The sequence below is a fragment of the Proteus sp. G2300 genome, from assembly GCF_009915965.1.
Classification (GTDB): Bacteria; Pseudomonadota; Gammaproteobacteria; order Enterobacterales; family Enterobacteriaceae; genus Proteus; species Proteus vulgaris.
In genome coordinates this window covers 107,106-124,057 of record NZ_JAABNK010000022.1, presented here as the reverse complement: position 1 = coordinate 124,057, position 16,952 = coordinate 107,106, and the positions used below count along the sequence as shown (strand labels likewise).

The following is a 16,952-nucleotide window of genomic DNA, read 5'->3' as shown; positions in this document are numbered from 1 at the left end:
AACAATTTTTTTCTGTTTATTATTTAAAAAAGATGACAGTAATATATCAATACTCACTATCAAATAAAAAACATGTGTTTTTTTTTAAAAGAATTTTCACGCTTACTTCACTAAACTATATTTACATTATGAATTAATAACAATTTTTCATTAGGATAAGTCTATGCTGTATTATGTTTATATTCTCGGTGGCCCATTAAAGGGGATAACAATTCCTTTACCCCCTAATCACTATTCATTTTTCTTACAAAATGAAGAATATAATGATAATAAAGAAGAAAATGAAAAAACAAGCATTTACATTCCTTGCAATAGTCAGAAATGTAAAAAAAAGCTCAGCATTATACTTGATGGGGATAATATAGGAAACAACAAATATAAAATTGAGAGTAGCTTTGTACAAAATGAAATCGGCAATGAATACCCATTAATACTAGATGAGCCTATATATACCAATGATATTCCTATTTTTTTAGTGAGTGACCAAAGTCATTTACGTCTTGACTCATCTCATTTTAAGAAAAAGAAAAACAAGTGGGTTATAAATAAAAAAATAGGTACATTATTAATATTTATTATTTTATTTTTTATAGTGTTCTTTTTTTATACCAATAGATCTTTAAAAGAAAAAAACACAGAAATAGTATCAAAAAGTTTGAATTTTAAAGGATTTAAAGGTGATAATGGTTATTATTGTATTTATGATGATCTCTATCCTACATTAAACCCGAAGAATAACCTAGAAAATAACGTTTTTTATATAGATAGGAAAAAAATAGAGCACTTACTTATTGATAATAAGTATAAAAAAACACATCTGATTCTAAAAAATAAAGATCAACCTATTATTAATTTTATTTATCATAATGAAAATGAAAAATCAAAAATCATTAGCACTATAAATAATCTTTTTTCGGAACATTGCCATCCAATAATAAACGGGATATCAATTCCTAACATTATTAATGATATAAATAAATTAGAGCTAAGCAAAACAATAAGTTATACCATTGAAGAAAAAAATAGCCGATTAACCTTAATTTTTGATGATTTATTAAATAGTAATAACAAACAAAAACTTGATACTTATATCAAAAAACAAACGGCTATTTTTGGAAGAAAATTTATCTTTTACCGTGAAAATATAAGTAATCCAATATTGAAAAATAAAGCAACCTTACAAGAAGATCGTGGATATATCTTTCTTGATAACCAACATCGCTATTTCCCTCAAGGATAATAGTGGTATTTATAATCAATAAGTTAAAATCAAAATCCGAGGAATAAAATTATGCCAGCTTATCCTGTTACCGAAGATGTCAGCTCTATTGATAAAGTTGATGACTATTTTCAAGAGCCTGTTAAAAACCAAAGTGATGCATTAAAAGTAGCATTAGAGGCATTAAAAGCAGATACATCAAATGCGGCCGCCTTAGCTGATTATCAGGCCAAACTTGCTGAATATAATATTACACGTAATGCACAATCCACATCGATTAAAGTTGTGAAAGATTTGGCAATGAGCATTATCGGGAATATGCGTTAATTTTTATTTAATGGAGACTGTATATGGCGATTACCCCTGTTGTTCCTGTACATTTAGCGACTTTGCCAAATGATAAAAGTGATAGTGATGATAATTTGTCTTCAATGATGATAAATAGCATTACAAATGGTTTTCAGTATGAAAAACAGATCCAAGAAAAGCTAACGACATTAAGTAAACTCAGTGATGTTCAAAGTTATACCCAATTACAAACAACACTGAACGACTACACTATTACAATGAATTTAGCGAGTACTTTAGCCAGAAAATCACTGAATATTGTTGAAATATTACTCAAGGCCCAATAGTAATGAATATGCGATATTTGTTATTAGCATTATTATGTTTCCTGTTACCCTTACTCAGTGGTTGTAAAGATCAATCACTACTCACTAATTTGGATCAAAGACAGGCAACAGAAATTCAAGCTGTTTTACAAAAACATCAAATAACCAGTACTCGCAAAGCATTAGGAAAGGGGCTATTTGATATTTCTGTTAAAAAAGAAGATATGGGAATTGCTATTCAAATTTTAGAAGAATATCAATTACCCACTCTTTCTCGAATTGAAGTTACTCAATTATTTCCATCAGATGCATTGGTATCCTCCCCACAAGCTGAAAAAGCACGTTTAATTTCCGCTATTGAACAACGATTAGAACAATCATTACTCACTATTGATCATATTATTGATGCTAGGGTCCATGTGAGTTATCCCATTTCACCTACTGAACGAATTATTCCAACACCTCATGCTTCAGCATTAGTTTTTTATGAAGAAGGTATGCTTGATAATGATCAGTTAGGTGAAGATGTTAAAGCGTTTATTCATAACTCCTTTAATGATATGGACGAGAACAATATTACCGTTTTGCTATATCCTAGAAATATCAATAAATTCAATATAATAAACAATCAGATTCATCAAAATAACCCTGATACTTTTTTTAGCTCTTGGTTATTCATAAGTTTATTACTCGTAATTATCGTCGTTATCATTACGACCTTATTAATAATATATCGACGTAAAAAAGCACAGAGGGAAGAGAATAATGACAAATCTGACTTCTGAACAGTTTGAAATGATATCTGAGGTGATGTATGAGCCACTCAGCTATATTCATGCAGACTACAATGTATTAGCATCTAAAGAAGAAAATATAATCTGGCAAAAAATAGCAAATCGTCAATTAATTCAGCAATATAAACTTATTAATCAACTTGATTGTGAGATTGATATTATTGTAGAAAAGATTTTTACTCATTGGATATCACTCCCTCGTTGTGCTGTGTTTTTAGGTTATTTTTATGCGAGAGAAACACTTTTATTATCAGGTGATTATTATCGTCTAGAGCCACAATTAAAGGCTTTTTTATCACTCTATCCGGTTTTAAATATAAATAAAAATATCACACTCTCACTTAAAGATATCCCTCCCACTCGCATTGGTTATCAATTATTATTTAATTTCATTAATTCTATTTCAACCGCGCTTTCTCAACGCTTTACATTATTATTTTCACCACAATCATCATCGACTGAACTACCTCAATCACTTTTTTTATCTCGTTCAATTTTTCTTTTGGTATTAGATTATGTTGCGCTCACTTCCTGAAGATCTCTTAAAATACACCTCTGAAGGTGTATTAATACGCGCCCGCTATGTTCGACAACTTGATAATATTCATAAAACTGAAAAAGTGGCTAAACATGAAATAAAAAAAATGATCAGTGATTTTAATCATAAATTAGAAGAGCATCATAAAGAGATAACTAACCAAGCCTATAGTAAAGGACTTCATGTTTTATTAGGTGATATCTTAACCTTCGCAATTCAATACCAAAATAAATTCTCACAGTATGAATTTCAGCAAAGAGAGCAAATAACAGCAACAATTGCTCAATTTTTTGATGCCCCAGAAATTCAAGTTGAGCTAACACGCCGTTTAATTTCAACAATACCCGCAGAGCAAAAAATTACCCTGGATATTCCTGCTACATTACGTCGCTATCTCAACACTGAGCTCAACAATGCCAATATTGAATTGATACCTCATAACAGTAAAACGATCGCCATTCATGTGGGTGATCAAATCACTTTCTTTGATCCTGCTCTTTTAATTAATGACCTAAAAAAACAATTTCATCGACCTTTTTCTGAGTCTTATCAACCTATTTTTACACAAGAAATAAAAGAGGCTCTGCTGAATTTAATTAATACATTTGAGATATCGGATGATATCCCTTCTCAAATAGGCACAATTAGTGAGGATCATAATGAAGATTGATACTTTAGCGCCACACGCTTTATATATATCACAACCCGATTTATCGACTTCAAAAAATCTTACTGATCAAACATTAGATCCTTTAATGGCAACATTAAATCCTGCTTTTTATCAAACCTTAACCACATCTAAAATTAATACAGTACAAGATATATTTACATTACTTAATCAATTTGATGTTAAAAACGAAGGCAACCAAACCGTAAAAGAAAAACGCCAAGTTGCACTATTAATTTATGCTCGCCAAGTAAGCGAATTAGAAAATTACGATAGTAAAGATGTGATTAATCAGGCGCTAGTTTCCCTCCTTTCTTATCAAGGTTTTTATCATCAATTTACACTCGACTTATTAGGTATGACCGATAACCAAGATGATTATGAAGGCTTTTTCAAACCAGATAGCGCTTCGTTTTCATTTTGATTATAGGATCTGAGGACCGGCCCCTTTTTCACCTAAAATATCATCAGGATTACGTAACGGACAATCACTCAACGATAGACAACCACAACCAATGCAGTGATCAAGTCCATTACGTAACCGTTTAAGACGGCGAATACGTTCATCTAATCGTACTTTCCAGTCCGTTGATATTTCGTGCCATTGTTCTGCCGTTAATTTACTGTTTGGTGGATATTTTCCTAATATATCTTGGATCTCTTTTAGTGGGATCCCCGTACTTTGGGCAGCTTTAATAATGGCGACATAACGTAAAACAACTGATGGATAACGGCGCTGATTACCTGGGCTTCGAGTACTTTTTATCAATCCTTTCTCTTCATAAAAATGCAACGTTGATATAGCAACACCACTTCTTTTTGCCACCTCTCCGACAGTAAGAGCTCGATTAAAATCTATTTTTTCTTTTTTCATGCTTACCTCTTGACCTCAACTTAACTTGAGGTTTTATAGTCCTCTCCTCTTATGAAGTCAAGCCAGTGGGATGCTGGTTTCTGTTTTTAAGATCATTGAGGTCAGATGAATGCCAAATTCAATTGCACGTATTCTCGAAAGCCGCGTTTTATGGTTTATCGCCAGATTGCTCATTCTTGTTTTATTTCTCTCCTCTGGTTTTGCCAAGGTGTTTGACTACGAAAATAGTTTGGCTGAGATGCGTGCTGCAGGATTAAATCCTGATTGGTTTTTTAATATTGCTACTGCGGTCGTTTTATTTTCAGGCTCCTTGTTAGTCCTTTTCGATCGTTATTTATGGCTAGGTGCTGGAGCACTCGCTGTTTTCCTATTTTTGACCATTGTGGTTGTCCATACGTTTTGGAATATGACGGGAGATAAGGCGATGTTGTCGATGTATTTCGCCATAGAGCATACCTCTGTTATTGGAGGATTAATGGCAATGGCGATGGCAAGCTATTTCAGAACGTTATGGAAAAAACTAACGCATAAATCATAAAGATAGAAAAACATTCACGATGAGATCAACAATAATATGAATAAAAAATTTACGCTTACTGTATGTGCCTCACTCTTTTTGTTCAGTGCGGGTGCGATGGTTTATGCAACAACATCATCCGATGAAGATGAAGCTCAGCAATTTACTTACCCACCCACTAAAGTGGCATTGGCAACCGTACAATCATCAAAATTGCCTAACAATATGCAAGGTATAGGTGAATTAGAAGCCGCACGACAAATCTATTTAGCTGCTGAAACCAATGGTCGTATTGCCGTGATTAATTTTGAGTCAGGACAAACTGTTAAAGCCGGTCAAGTCTTAGCTAAATTAAATGATGAACCTGAACAAGCGGAATTATTGCGTTTACAAGCACAGTTAACTAACGCAGATAAACTCTATTCTCGAACAAAACAGCTTTATAGTAAAAATGTGGCTGCAGCTGCGCAATTAGATAGCACGTTATCTGAGCGTGATATGATTGTCGCCTCCATTCGTGAAGTAAAAGCGCGAATTGCGCAAAAAACAATTAAGGCACCTTTTGATGGCATCGTTGGGATCAAGCTTGTCCATGAAGGGCAATATTTAAATGCAGGTGAACGTGTCGCTTCATTTGTCGATGCAAGTCATTTAAAACTCAACTTTTCACTTAATGAGCAAGCAGCTCCGAAAATTTCAACCAAACAGCCGATTAATATCGAGGTCGATGCTTATCCTAATGTTGTTTTTACAGGTTCGATAAATGCAATAGATCCTCTTATTGGTCCTTCTCGTACAGTGCAAATACAAGCTGTTTTACCGAATACTGACAATAAATTAAAAGCGGGCATGTTTGCTCGTGTGCAAGTTACTTCTCCTGATAGTCCTATGGTATTAACCGTACCAGAAACGGCAGTCACTTATACTGCCTATGGAGATACCGTGTTTGTAGCGCAATCTGACAATCAAAAAAACCTTATCGCTAAGCGTGTCTCTGTGAAAGTTGGATTGCGCTACAACGGCATGATCGAGATAAAAGAAGGCTTAGCCCTTGGTGATCAAATTGTCTCATCTGGCCAAATTAAATTAAGTGATGGGCTCTCTATTGAGCCTATTGAGCAAGACACCTTAGCGCTCGCTCAATCTGCGACAACAAAACCATAACGGGAGTTAATAATGAAATTTACCGATATTTTTATTCGGCGACCTGTTTTGGCATTAGTTGTAAGCACACTGATCCTTTTACTGGGCGCATTTGCGTTCAGTAAACTACCAGTCCGCCAATACCCAATGTTACAGAACTCAACAATCACGATTGTAACAGACTATCCTGGCGCTTCGTCTGAGCTGATGCAGGGGTTTGTTACCCAACCCATTACACAAGCGGTTTCCTCTGTTGAAGGTGTTGATTATATTTCTTCATCTTCAGTACAAGGAAAAAGCTTAGTTACAGTTCGAATGGAATTAAACCGTGACCCAACTCAAGCCCTAACGCAAGTAATGGCGAAGGTTAATCAAGTTCGTTATAAGTTGCCAGAACAAGCTTATGATCCGGTGATTGAGCTTTCATCAGGAGAATCTACAGCGGTAGCTTATGTCGGGTTCTCAAGTGAGCAACTTTCCATTCCCGAGCTCACCGATTACCTTTCTCGTGTCGTTGAACCGATGTTTTCATCCATTAATGGTGTTGCTAAAGTACAAGTTTTTGGTGGGCAACAATTAGCGATGCGTCTGTGGTTAGATACAGATAAATTGGCAGGTCGTAACTTAACCGCTAGCGATGTCGCAGAGGCCGTACGCCGTAATAACTATCAAGCAGCACCAGGAAAAGTCGAAGGCGAGTTCGTTATTGCTAACGTTTATGTCAATACTGATTTAACTAATGTCGAAGAGTTTAAAGACATGGTTATCACTAATGATAGCAATAATCTTGTACGTTTGCGTGATATTGGTACGGTCGAACTAGGTGCAGCTGCCACTGAAACCAGCGGTATTATGAATGGTAAAAAAGCTGTCTTCTTAGGTCTATTTCCGACACCAACAGGCAACCCGCTAGTGATTGTTGATGGCATTAGAGACCATCTTATCGATATTGAAAAAACGCTCCCGCCTGGCGTCAATGTAGAACTTGCATTTGAAACCTCACGTTTTATCAAAGCCTCTATTAATCAAGTCGTACAAACATTAATTGAAGCTATTTTAATCGTTATCGCAATCATCTACCTCTGTTTAGGATCACTTCGTTCAGTACTTATTCCGGTGCTTGCCATTCCGTTATCAATGTTGGGGGCCGCCGGGTTAATGCTTGCCTTTGGCTTTAGTATTAATTTGCTCACTTTACTGGCGATGGTTTTAGCTATTGGGTTAGTTGTGGATGATGCGATAGTAGTTGTTGAAAACGTACATCGACATATTGAAGAAGGGTTATCTCCAGTTCAAGCCGCTTTAGTGGGTGCAAGAGAAGTGGCTGGCCCTGTTATTGCCATGACGATCACTTTAGCTGCTGTTTATGCCCCGATTGGTTTAATGGCAGGGTTAACAGGCGCATTATTTAAAGAATTTGCCATAACCTTGGCCGGTAGTGTGATTGTATCCGGTATTGTGGCATTAACTTTATCCCCCGTGATGAGCTCATTAATGTTAAAACCCAAAGAAAATGAAGGCAGAATGGCCAAAATGGCCGAATATGTCTTTGATAAATTAGCTCATTATTATGGTTACATACTCAATTTTTCTTTAACTAATCGCTGGTTAACCATTATTTTCGCTTTAGCCGTGTTTGTCAGTTTGCCGTTTCTATATAGTCAAACAAAACAAGAGCTAGCACCTTCAGAAGATCAGGCGAGTGTCTTAACTGCTGTAAAAGCCCCACAACATGTCAACCTTGCTTATGCTGAACGCTTTAATCAAAAACTAGATGAAATTTATATGAGCCTGCCTGAAACTGACAGCACATGGATAATTAACGGTACGGATGGCCCCTCAGCGAGCTTTGGTGGCATTAACTTTGATGGCTGGGATTTACGTGATCGCAACGCAGATCAAATCCAAGCTGATTTACAAAATCGCGTCAATAATGTTGAAGGAACGAGTATTTTTGCTTTCCAATTAGCCTCTCTACCCGGCTCAGTGGGTGGATTACCTGTACAAATGGTGTTACGTAGCCCATTAGGTTATCCCGTTTTATTTGAAACAATGGAACAAATCAAACAGCAAGCCAGAGAAAGTGGCCTATTTGTCGTGGTAGACAGCGATTTAGATTACAATAATCCCGTTGTTCAAGTTGCCATAGATCGAGCCAAAGCCAATAGTTTAGGCATTCGTATGCAGGATATTGGTGAATCACTCTCACTATTAGTGGGTGAGCATTACATTAATCGTTTTGGCATGGATGGTCGCTCTTATGACGTTATTCCACAAAGTGTACGTTATCAACGTTTAACGCCAGCTGCTCTTGCTGGGCACTATATTCGTACTCAAGATAACGTGTTAATTCCATTATCAACCGTTGTGAATATTACCACTGAAATTGAGCCCAATAAGCTAACACAATTTAATCAACAAAATGCCGCAATATTTCAAGCAATCCCCGCCCCTGGCGTCACGATGGGGCAAGCGGTCGCTTTTCTTGAAACTGTGGCAGATTCATTACCCGCTGGCTTTAGTCATGATTGGCAATCTGATTCTCGCCAATTTACCCAAGAAGGAAATACGTTAGTCTTTGCTTTTATCTCAGCACTTATCATTATTTATTTAGTGTTAGCCGCACAGTATGAAAGCTTAGTTGATCCTTTGATTATTTTAATTACCGTACCGCTATCAATTTGTGGCGCATTAATTCCATTAGCATTAGGGATGGTGACACTAAATATCTACACTCAAATTGGTTTAGTCACACTAATAGGACTTATTAGTAAGCACGGCATTTTAATGGTGGAATTCGCTAATGAATTGCAAGTTCATAAAAATCTAAACCGTCGAGATGCCATTATTGAAGCTGCAAAAATCCGATTGCGTCCTGTATTAATGACCACGGCGGCAATGGTTATTGGGCTTATTCCACTTTTATTTGCCAGTGGTGCAGGTGCTAATAGTCGCTATGGATTAGGATTGATTATTGTGTCAGGTATGTTAGTCGGCACACTGTTTACCCTATTTGTGTTACCAACAATGTACAGCTTCTTAGCTAGAAACCATCAAATCAGCGCTAAAACTGAGCGTCAAAAACATTTACAGCAAGTTAGTGAGCAGTAAAACTAAAAAATAAAAAGCAGTAATGTCATAAACCAATCCCCATTGTGAATACAATGGGGATTTTATCTTTAAAGTTATCAAGATAAACTCAGATCCGTTTTGAAATAAAATCGTTAATTGAAATCATTGTATAAAAATATCATATCGTGATTTTTATATTTCAAAAAATAAAAACACTGAGTCTATTTCACCTAACACTCAGTGTTTCTATTAAAAATAATTAATATGCAACTACATAGTAGAGAATGTATTCATAATTATCCCACCAGAGATAATTAATGCCATAGAGAATATAGCTGGTAAATCTGGTTTTTGCTTATATAAAATCATTGCAACTAACGTCACACCGACAATACCAAATCCACACCACAGTGAATAAGCAACACCAACAGGAATATATCCCATTGCGCGTGTTAAGGCAAAATAGCAAATACAGTAAGCCGCGATGACTAAAACTGAAGGCGCTAATTTACTAAAGCCATTTGTCTTTTTGATCATAGACGTGCCTGTGATTTCAGAACCGATAGACAGCGCCAGCCATAAGAATCCGGTAAACATAATTGTTATCCTTATTTATTTTAATAAACACTTATTTATAAAAGAATAGATTTATTAAGAAATAGATTTATTTATTCACTGACGATGCAGCCTGTTTAATATTAGGAGTTTCGGTTGTTTCTTCTTCCTCTTCTTCAGAACCCATTTTCGAGAAGAGATTCATAATGACAATACCACTGGCAATAACGGCCATACCGATTATTGCCGCTGTATCAGGATGTTGACCATAAAACAACATACCTAAAGAAGAAACCACTAAAATACCTGTACCAGACCATGTTGCATAAGCCAAACCAACTGGAATATTTTTCACTGCACGGGATAATGAGTAATAACAAATAACATAAAGAATAACAATTAGGCCTAATAATAATGTTTTAGTTGTACCTTCACTATTATCAAACATTTTTAAGGTAGAGGTTGCTGAGGTTTCTGAAACAATAACCGCCAGCATCCAAAGCCATGATTTAGCTTTCGGTGACATAATAAGACTCCTGAGTTATCAGATATAATTTAAGATTAATTTTTCAAACTTTTTAAATATTCAATAGCAGAATCCGTCAATTTATCTTGCGATAAATGATATTCTCCAGGCTTATTCATTACTTCGTTTAAAGTAATATAGCGATTATTATTCTCTTGTTTAATTTCAGGTTTATATTCAGATTTAGCTTGATGCTTAACATCATGGTTTATTAAATTATCTTCAACATCATTTATAGAGTGAAACATAACACCCATTGATTTTAATCGACTAATATTTTCCTGAATAAGCAGGTTGTACTCTTTATTTTTATTTAAACCTAAAATCTCATTTAACTCACTTTCTGGTTGGCAAAAATAAGGTAATGCAATAACAGGAATATTTTGAGCCAGTGCAGAATGAATTAGCTTTCCTTCTTCACTTATAAATAATCCGTTAATAATTTCACCCACCAGCTTTTTATCAAAATAAGGAACAAACAGTGCGTGGTAAGTCGATAACTGCTGGCAATCGAACTCGCTCGCATTATATATTTCCCCTAGATGACGCCATTTCGACAAATCATGACTGACTTGTGCCGATGTTGTAACAAAAAGAGAAAATCGAATATGAGAAAAAGTGTTGATACGCTGACAGATTTCATCTTGGTATCCCGGTGCAGGTGTAAGTGCCAACAACACTGACTTTTTCATTCTTTTTTCTATTTCAGCCACTATCCTTTCAATTAACTGATTGTCCATTACGTCACCTCATTGTCTTAGCTGACAATAAATACGCTATCGTTGTTACGAAGCCCTGCAGCATTAGCTTCATCAGTATCTATATGAAATTCCAAAGCGAATTTTTCATTAACACGAACAACAACTTCATCAAAAATCAGGCTACGCTCACCCTCTGTTTTAACGTGTACTTTTTGCCCATTGGTGACATTTAACATTCTGGCGTCAATTTCACTCATATGAATATGGCGTTGAGCACAGATCACTTGCTCTTGTAATTCAACATGACCCGCAGGCCCCATTAATACAGCTTGACCTGAACCGACTAAATCACCTGATTCACGTACTGGTGCTTTTACACCTAATACAAAACAGTCTGCTTTTGAGATTTCTAATTGACTTTGTGGACGAACCGGCCCTAAAACTCGAACTTTACTGATTGAGCCTTTTGGTCCCACAACAATCACACACTCTTTTGCTGCAAACTGACCCGGTTGTTTAAGATCTTTAAACGGGGTGAGTTGATAACCTTTGCCAAATAACGCTTCAACATCTTGTTGTGAAAGATGCACATGACGATTAGAAATACCAACAGGGATAGCCACTCCTTGCGTTTCTCCCAACATCACTCCATGAACGGGCAAGCGAGAGAGAATTTTTCCCATGAGTTGTTGATTAATCATTATTTTTTACCTTTACGGCTTTCAGGTTTGATCTCTTTTTTACTGTTTTGTGCTTTATCTGTTACAGCTTTAGTTTCAGAAGCAATATTTTGAGCCTTCAAATCTGCAACGGCTTTTATGGCCTCTAGCTTCTCAACTTCGTTTTTAACAGGAGCTTCAACGATTGTTTCAACAACTTTTTCAATAGCCGCCTCTTGCACTTTTTCAGCAACAATAGGGGCTTTTTTCTTACCTTTAACTGTAAGCAGTTTAGTAATAACGCTTGGCTCTGGTCTTGCGATAACCAATGAACCAATCACCAGCTCTTTTTGACTCACCACATCAACGCCATGATCAATTGCTGTTCTTACTGCACTGATCTCTCCCTGAAAACAGATTGATACCAAACCAGATCCCACTTTTCGGTATCCGATAATTTCCACGTTTGCTGCTTTACAAGCTGCATCTGCCGCTTGAATGGCTGCGGTTAACCCTCGTGTTTCAATCACACCTAAACTGTTCATCTTTCTCTCCTACTTAATGACGGACAAGACGGATATCGAAATCAAATTTCTTAAAGAAGTTTTCTAAACTATCTAACTCTTCTGGCGTATAACTAGGATCGGTTTTTATTGGGTAGATCATTTCCAATTTTTCGTATTTATTACGCCCAAATTGATGATAAGGAAGGATATCAATACGCTGAATATTGCCACGTTTTGATAGCTCCATGGCGTAATTAATGGCTCCTGTAATTGCATCATAAGAGTCGTTATAACCTCGTACTAAAGGCATACGAATTACCACATTGGCACCGAGATCCATTAAACGTTCTAAATTACGACGGACATTTTCATTACCAACGCCAAACAACGCTTTATGCTGAGCAGTATCAATGTGTTTGATATCAATCAGAAATTGATCAACGACTTCCGCTAATTTTTCATAATTCGTCACATTAGTGGTCGCTTGCGTTTCTACCGCGGTATTAATCATCATCTTTTTACATTCACGTAAAAGCGCAACCGCAAAATCCGTTTGTAAGCTCATTTCACCACCACCAATGGTGACGCCACCGCCGGAAGATAGGTAAAAGTCATAATCTTGCATGATGATTTTCATTAGCTCAGAAACTGAAACATCTTTTCCCATAATATCAAGGGCATCAGAGATACAGACGTCTTCACATTTACGACAACCAATACAATCAACAGCGCGATCAACACGGTGGACTTGCTTACCACTTTCATTGGTTGTCATGTAGTGCACACCTGCTGGACAAACATCAACGCATTTACCGCAATCTACACATTTGTCGTGAGAGTACATCACCTGAAATTCACTGCTGAGACCTTCTGGATTGGAACACCAAGGGCAGCGGATATTACAGCCTTTTAAAAAAACGAGAGTACGAATACCATCTCCGTCATAAATAGAGTATTTCTGGATATTAAATATCCGCCCTCTTATTTCTGCCGCCGTCTCCATCTTTACGCCTCCAAATCTGCATCAAACATCCCTGTTCGATAAATTTAAATCTTGTCTCGTCGATTAAAAGGGATAGCCTGAGCCATCCCTATGGCTGTAATTAAAATTTTTCAATCACAGTACGACTGATAATTTCATCCTGAACTTCTTTACATAATTCAACGAAGTAAGCACTGTAGCCAGCAACACGGACAATTAAGTCACGGTATTTTTCAGGCTCTAATTGCGCTTTTTTCAGTACTTCATTATCGACATAGCTAAATTGCATCTGGCCGTTACCCAAAATGGAAGCCGTTCTTAATAAGGTAATTAAACCTTGGCGACCTTCATTGGTATCTAACAATCCTTTCAGGAATTTGAAGTTATGAACCATACCGATGTTCATAGTTTCCACATTCATCTTACTGATTGATTTAATGATTGCTGTTGGGCCATGTTTATCCGCACCTTGTGTTGGGCTGATACCATCTGATAATGGTTTCCATGCCAAGCGACCATTTGGAGTAGCAGCGGTTAACTCACCAATAGGTGTATTGTTAGAGATAGAGAGCGTACCGTGGCTAAATGTGGAATAGAGCATTTTGTATTTACGACATTCACGCTCTGTCCATTCCGTAATATCTAACGCATATTGGTCAACAACATCGTCATCATTGCCAAATTTCGGTGCATTTAAGCAGTCACGTAATAACTCGTCGTGGCCTTCAAAATTCGCTAATAACGCATCACGAATTTGCTCTAAGGTGTATTTTTTATCTTCATAAACTAATTTGCGAATAGCCGCCATTGAGTCAACATAAGTCGCTAAGCCAGAGAAAATCAGGCCTGGACCATGGTTAACCATTGCACCACCTGCGGTCACGTCTTTACCTTGTTCCATACAACCTTCAACAAGCAGAGACATTAATGGTTTTGGTGCAATATCACGGTGAACACGTTGACTTATTACGGTACCAATCGCAGATAAACGTATGATATGAGCAACTTGCTCTTTCACTGCTCTATCAAAATCATCATAAGTCCGCAGATCACGTAAATCGCCAGTATCTAGACCTTGATAGCTATCAAACAGCACCATACGACCACGGTTTAAAACAAATTCAATCGCAATAGGCCATTGGGTGTAACCCGTTGATGTCCACTGATAAATACGGCCTGATTTTTGTGGTTCAACACACCCCATCAAGCAGTAGTCACGCGCATCTTCAAAATCGAAGCCTTTACGCAACATCATCTTGATATGAGAATCATCGAAGTGACATGCAGGGAAGCCCATACCTGCTTTAACCACATCTACAATTTTTTCCATGTATTGCTGTGGTGATTGGTTATGAATACGACATGCTAATGATGGTTGATACACTTTTACAAAACGTACAGCATCCATAATTAGGTACGTTAAATCATTACACGCATCGCCACCTGTACGTTTTTGTCCACCAATGGTTAAGTTGATAAATGGCTGATAACCAGCAAAATATTTCGCTCCTAACTCACTCGACATCCACATTAATTCAGCACATTTGATGATAAAGGCTTGCATCATTTCCAGTGCTTGTTCACGCGTTAAACGGCCTGATTTGATATCGTTTTCATACATTGGGAAGCAGTATTGGTCTAAACGACCTAAAGAAAGACCTGTTTGGTTTTCTTCTACTTCAAACAGTGACTCAACCGTCCAGATACTTTGCAGTGCTTCTTGCAGTGTTTTTGGTGGATTAGCAGGTACGTTTTCGTTGACTTCAGCAATCGTCAATAACTCTTCACGACGTTGAGGGTTGCTCTCTTTTGATGCTAATTCACGTGCATGTTCTGCAATGCGATGGGCGTAAGCAATCACACCTTCACAGCTTTCAATAGACGCTTTATAGAAGTAGATACGGTCAATATCAGCCGGATTTTCCATGCTTAATTCAGCCAGTTTTGCTTGCGCATCGGCTTTAATACCGTTCATACCTTTGGTGAAAAGTAGTACGTCATAACCAGGGCAAGTATCGCCACCACCATTGATTTGGTGATAAGAAAGATCACTCACAAAGGTTTCACCACTAAATTCCCACACACCCGCTTCACGGTATTGTGCTTCACAGATCTCATCCAGAGAACGCCCTTCCCAGAATGGAACAATCTCTTCGCGAATGACTTTTTTGTCTTCTTCTGAAATTTGGAATGGATCTTGTGGACGTGTGCTCATAGTATCGAGTTCATCACGAACCCAACGCCATGCAATATCAGGAGAGAAAGCGCCAGCACGCGGTTTACCACAAGGATGACCAACAATCAGCTCTTCATCTTGAATTAAAATAGGTGCAGTTTCACAAGCGCGACGGAATGCTTTTGCTCGTAGTAAAATTGGCGGTAAACCTGGGTTATTACGAACAATCTCAGTAAATGCTAACGCTCTGTAGATAGAAACGCTTGGACGAGCTTCTAAATAACGGTTACGTAAACGTTGTAAGCGAGGCGTTAAACCTTCCATCACTTTGAATTCGCTCGCGTCTGCCGTTGGTGCAACAACACTCGCTAAAGGTGCAGCATATTGTGGCTGTGAATTCATACGGCCGTTGTATAAACGCACTTGCAGTGAACTGTGTAAAGTTGACAAGTTAGCGCGAGCTGATAGCAACATTTCTGATAATTCGTTAATGCTGATACGTGGATCGTTGATATCAACACCTTGCGTCATGGCATCAAACATTGGATAACCATCAACTTCTTTGGTCGCACGTACTTCTGAAAGCTCAGCTAATTTCAGCCACACACTTTCAACAATTTCATACGCTTGTGCTTGTGTTAAACGACCTTGGTCGAGATCACGTTGATAAAATGGATAAAGTGCTTTATCAAATCCCATTGGATTAATGGCATAGCTACCATTTTCCAGATGTAAGACTAATTGCAATAAATAGAATACTTGAACCGCTTCTTTAAAGGTTTCTGCTGGTTTTGCAGGTACTTTACGTAATACCGCTGCACTATCTAATAATTCTGCTTTACGGTATGGGTTACCTTCCATTGCAGCTAAATTCTCTGCTTTTGCAGACAGAATTTGTGCAAAATACAGTGCTGCATCACATGCATAAATAGCTGATTTACAGTAATTAGCTTCATCAATACTGCTACGATTTACGGCACTACCAATGCTTCTAATTCTGTCTTCAAGCTGCGCTTTGATGGCTAAGAAACCTTGGTTTACCACCAGCATATAATCAGGTGATGCAACGCTATTATTAATACTTAAGAAACGGTAGATAGAGTCGCTACGCACTTCATCTTCAGTGTGAAAAATCGCACCGCGTGGTGTTGATGACTGACTGCCGATAATCAATTCATCTTGTGCAATGTAGCTTGGAAAATGACGAATAAATTCATAAAAACGTTGCGCAGGTTTAATTGCTTGGGGCACTCCTGCAATGCTGTTGTCTAATGAATCAAAAATGGTTGCACGCTCTGTGCTGATGGAACTATTACGTGAAACTAAACGTTCTGCCAGCATTTTTACGCGTGGCGTCAAAGAATATTTGGCCATGAGAGGCTCTCCTGATGTTCTTTACTTGACCTAAT

18 protein-coding genes are annotated in these 16,952 nt (G+C 37.3%); 10 read left to right on the top strand and 8 right to left on the bottom strand.

From position 1 onward, the window contains the following. Positions 1 to 163: 163 nt before the first annotated feature. Genes GWI97_RS11050 through GWI97_RS11020 form a run of 7 tightly spaced genes read left to right on the top strand, consistent with a single transcriptional unit; the run spans position 164 to position 4,256 of the window. Positions 164 to 1,240: a hypothetical protein gene (locus GWI97_RS11050; RefSeq protein WP_036934476.1), complete on the top strand. Its 1,077-nt coding sequence runs from the start codon at positions 164 to 166 to the stop codon at positions 1,238 to 1,240. Positions 1,241 to 1,291: 51 nt separating this feature from the next. After that, positions 1,292 to 1,546 (top strand): type III secretion system needle filament subunit SctF, encoded by a 255-nt coding sequence (sctF, locus tag GWI97_RS11045; protein WP_036934479.1) that lies wholly within the window; start codon positions 1,292 to 1,294, stop codon positions 1,544 to 1,546. Positions 1,547 to 1,569: 23 nt separating this feature from the next. Further along, entirely contained in the window at positions 1,570 to 1,854 is a 285-nt protein-coding gene (sctI, locus tag GWI97_RS11040; RefSeq protein WP_161751979.1) for a type III secretion system inner rod subunit SctI, read from the top strand. Between the two features lie 2 nt (positions 1,855 to 1,856). Then, positions 1,857 to 2,618 (top strand): type III secretion system inner membrane ring lipoprotein SctJ, encoded by a 762-nt coding sequence (gene sctJ / locus GWI97_RS11035; RefSeq protein ID WP_036934484.1) that lies wholly within the window; start codon positions 1,857 to 1,859, stop codon positions 2,616 to 2,618. Beyond that, positions 2,599 to 3,162 (top strand): type III secretion protein, encoded by a 564-nt coding sequence (locus GWI97_RS11030; RefSeq protein WP_087803339.1) that lies wholly within the window; start codon positions 2,599 to 2,601, stop codon positions 3,160 to 3,162. Before sctJ ends, GWI97_RS11030 begins: the two co-directional genes overlap by 20 nt. Further along, positions 3,143 to 3,835, top strand: a complete 693-nt coding sequence (locus GWI97_RS11025) for a hypothetical protein (RefSeq protein WP_036934489.1) — start codon at positions 3,143 to 3,145, stop codon at positions 3,833 to 3,835. The genes GWI97_RS11030 and GWI97_RS11025 overlap by 20 nt, the downstream gene beginning before the upstream one ends. Further along, positions 3,825 to 4,256: a hypothetical protein gene (locus tag GWI97_RS11020; protein WP_103005134.1), complete on the top strand. Its 432-nt coding sequence runs from the start codon at positions 3,825 to 3,827 to the stop codon at positions 4,254 to 4,256. Before GWI97_RS11025 ends, GWI97_RS11020 begins: the two co-directional genes overlap by 11 nt. Here GWI97_RS11020 and soxR read toward each other — a convergent pair whose 3' ends face one another. Then, positions 4,257 to 4,706 (bottom strand): redox-sensitive transcriptional activator SoxR, encoded by a 450-nt coding sequence (soxR, locus tag GWI97_RS11015; RefSeq protein WP_036934495.1) that lies wholly within the window; start codon positions 4,704 to 4,706, stop codon positions 4,257 to 4,259. It abuts the gene before it with no gap. A 109-nt stretch (positions 4,707 to 4,815) separates the two neighbouring features. On the opposite strand from soxR, the gene GWI97_RS11010 reads away from it, so the two are divergent. The 3 genes from GWI97_RS11010 to GWI97_RS11000 are packed head-to-tail and all read left to right on the top strand — an operon-like array spanning position 4,816 to position 9,477. After that, positions 4,816 to 5,244: a DoxX family protein gene (locus GWI97_RS11010; RefSeq protein ID WP_123822405.1), complete on the top strand. Its 429-nt coding sequence runs from the start codon at positions 4,816 to 4,818 to the stop codon at positions 5,242 to 5,244. 36 nt (positions 5,245 to 5,280) lie between these two features. Beyond that, complete coding sequence (locus GWI97_RS11005) at positions 5,281 to 6,387, top strand: efflux RND transporter periplasmic adaptor subunit (RefSeq protein ID WP_103005135.1); 1,107 nt, start codon at positions 5,281 to 5,283, stop codon at positions 6,385 to 6,387. A gap of 12 nt (positions 6,388 to 6,399) precedes the next feature. Beyond that, positions 6,400 to 9,477: a MexW/MexI family multidrug efflux RND transporter permease subunit gene (locus GWI97_RS11000; RefSeq protein WP_036934500.1), complete on the top strand. Its 3,078-nt coding sequence runs from the start codon at positions 6,400 to 6,402 to the stop codon at positions 9,475 to 9,477. A gap of 231 nt (positions 9,478 to 9,708) precedes the next feature. On the opposite strand, the gene GWI97_RS10995 is transcribed toward GWI97_RS11000, so the two are convergent. The 7 genes from GWI97_RS10995 to cutC form a co-directional block, all read right to left on the bottom strand. Beyond that, on the bottom strand, positions 9,709 to 10,035 hold the full coding sequence (locus GWI97_RS10995) for a DMT family transporter (protein WP_004245856.1): 327 nt from the start codon (positions 10,033 to 10,035) through the stop codon (positions 9,709 to 9,711). A 67-nt stretch (positions 10,036 to 10,102) separates the two neighbouring features. After that, positions 10,103 to 10,519 carry a DMT family transporter gene (locus tag GWI97_RS10990; RefSeq protein WP_036934502.1) on the bottom strand — a complete coding sequence of 139 codons (417 nt, stop codon included), beginning with the start codon at positions 10,517 to 10,519 and terminating at the stop codon, positions 10,103 to 10,105. Positions 10,520 to 10,554: 35 nt separating this feature from the next. Beyond that, complete coding sequence (locus GWI97_RS10985; protein WP_036934503.1) at positions 10,555 to 11,259, bottom strand: hypothetical protein; 705 nt, start codon at positions 11,257 to 11,259, stop codon at positions 10,555 to 10,557. Positions 11,260 to 11,276: 17 nt separating this feature from the next. Continuing rightward, the gene (locus GWI97_RS10980) at positions 11,277 to 11,864 is read right to left on the bottom strand and encodes a phosphate propanoyltransferase (protein ID WP_373364698.1); all 588 of its coding nucleotides are present in this window, start codon (positions 11,862 to 11,864) and stop codon (positions 11,277 to 11,279) included. Between the two features lie 56 nt (positions 11,865 to 11,920). Further along, a complete protein-coding gene (locus GWI97_RS10975; RefSeq protein ID WP_036934506.1) occupies positions 11,921 to 12,424 on the bottom strand; it encodes a BMC domain-containing protein in 504 nt (167 codons plus the stop codon). 13 nt (positions 12,425 to 12,437) lie between these two features. Then, entirely contained in the window at positions 12,438 to 13,388 is a 951-nt protein-coding gene (gene cutD, locus GWI97_RS10970) for a choline TMA-lyase-activating enzyme (protein ID WP_036934507.1), read from the bottom strand. 100 nt (positions 13,389 to 13,488) lie between these two features. Next, a complete protein-coding gene (gene cutC / locus GWI97_RS10965) occupies positions 13,489 to 16,917 on the bottom strand; it encodes a choline trimethylamine-lyase (RefSeq protein WP_036934510.1) in 3,429 nt (1,142 codons plus the stop codon). Positions 16,918 to 16,952 lie beyond the last annotated feature (35 nt).

Excerpts from the sequence above, each read along its gene's own strand:
- GWI97_RS11050 (WP_036934476.1), top strand. The coding sequence starts at position 164 with ATGCTGTATTATGTTTATATTCTCGGTGGCCCATTAAAGGGGATAACA.
- sctF (WP_036934479.1), top strand. The coding sequence starts at position 1,292 with ATGCCAGCTTATCCTGTTACCGAAGATGTCAGCTCTATTGATAAAGTT.
- sctI (WP_161751979.1), top strand. The coding sequence starts at position 1,570 with ATGGCGATTACCCCTGTTGTTCCTGTACATTTAGCGACTTTGCCAAAT.
- sctJ (WP_036934484.1), top strand. The coding sequence starts at position 1,857 with ATGAATATGCGATATTTGTTATTAGCATTATTATGTTTCCTGTTACCC.
- GWI97_RS11030 (WP_087803339.1), top strand. The coding sequence starts at position 2,599 with ATGACAAATCTGACTTCTGAACAGTTTGAAATGATATCTGAGGTGATG.
- GWI97_RS11025 (WP_036934489.1), top strand. The coding sequence starts at position 3,143 with ATGTTGCGCTCACTTCCTGAAGATCTCTTAAAATACACCTCTGAAGGT.
- GWI97_RS11020 (WP_103005134.1), top strand. The coding sequence starts at position 3,825 with ATGAAGATTGATACTTTAGCGCCACACGCTTTATATATATCACAACCC.
- soxR (WP_036934495.1), bottom strand. The coding sequence starts at position 4,706 with ATGAAAAAAGAAAAAATAGATTTTAATCGAGCTCTTACTGTCGGAGAG.
- GWI97_RS11010 (WP_123822405.1), top strand. The coding sequence starts at position 4,816 with ATGCCAAATTCAATTGCACGTATTCTCGAAAGCCGCGTTTTATGGTTT.
- GWI97_RS11005 (WP_103005135.1), top strand. The coding sequence starts at position 5,281 with ATGAATAAAAAATTTACGCTTACTGTATGTGCCTCACTCTTTTTGTTC.
- GWI97_RS11000 (WP_036934500.1), top strand. The coding sequence starts at position 6,400 with ATGAAATTTACCGATATTTTTATTCGGCGACCTGTTTTGGCATTAGTT.
- GWI97_RS10995 (WP_004245856.1), bottom strand. The coding sequence starts at position 10,035 with ATGTTTACCGGATTCTTATGGCTGGCGCTGTCTATCGGTTCTGAAATC.
- GWI97_RS10990 (WP_036934502.1), bottom strand. The coding sequence starts at position 10,519 with ATGTCACCGAAAGCTAAATCATGGCTTTGGATGCTGGCGGTTATTGTT.
- GWI97_RS10985 (WP_036934503.1), bottom strand. The coding sequence starts at position 11,259 with ATGGACAATCAGTTAATTGAAAGGATAGTGGCTGAAATAGAAAAAAGA.
- GWI97_RS10980 (WP_373364698.1), bottom strand. The coding sequence starts at position 11,864 with ATGTTGGGAGAAACGCAAGGAGTGGCTATCCCTGTTGGTATTTCTAAT.
- GWI97_RS10975 (WP_036934506.1), bottom strand. The coding sequence starts at position 12,424 with ATGAACAGTTTAGGTGTGATTGAAACACGAGGGTTAACCGCAGCCATT.
- cutD (WP_036934507.1), bottom strand. The coding sequence starts at position 13,388 with ATGGAGACGGCGGCAGAAATAAGAGGGCGGATATTTAATATCCAGAAA.
- cutC (WP_036934510.1), bottom strand. The coding sequence starts at position 16,917 with ATGGCCAAATATTCTTTGACGCCACGCGTAAAAATGCTGGCAGAACGT.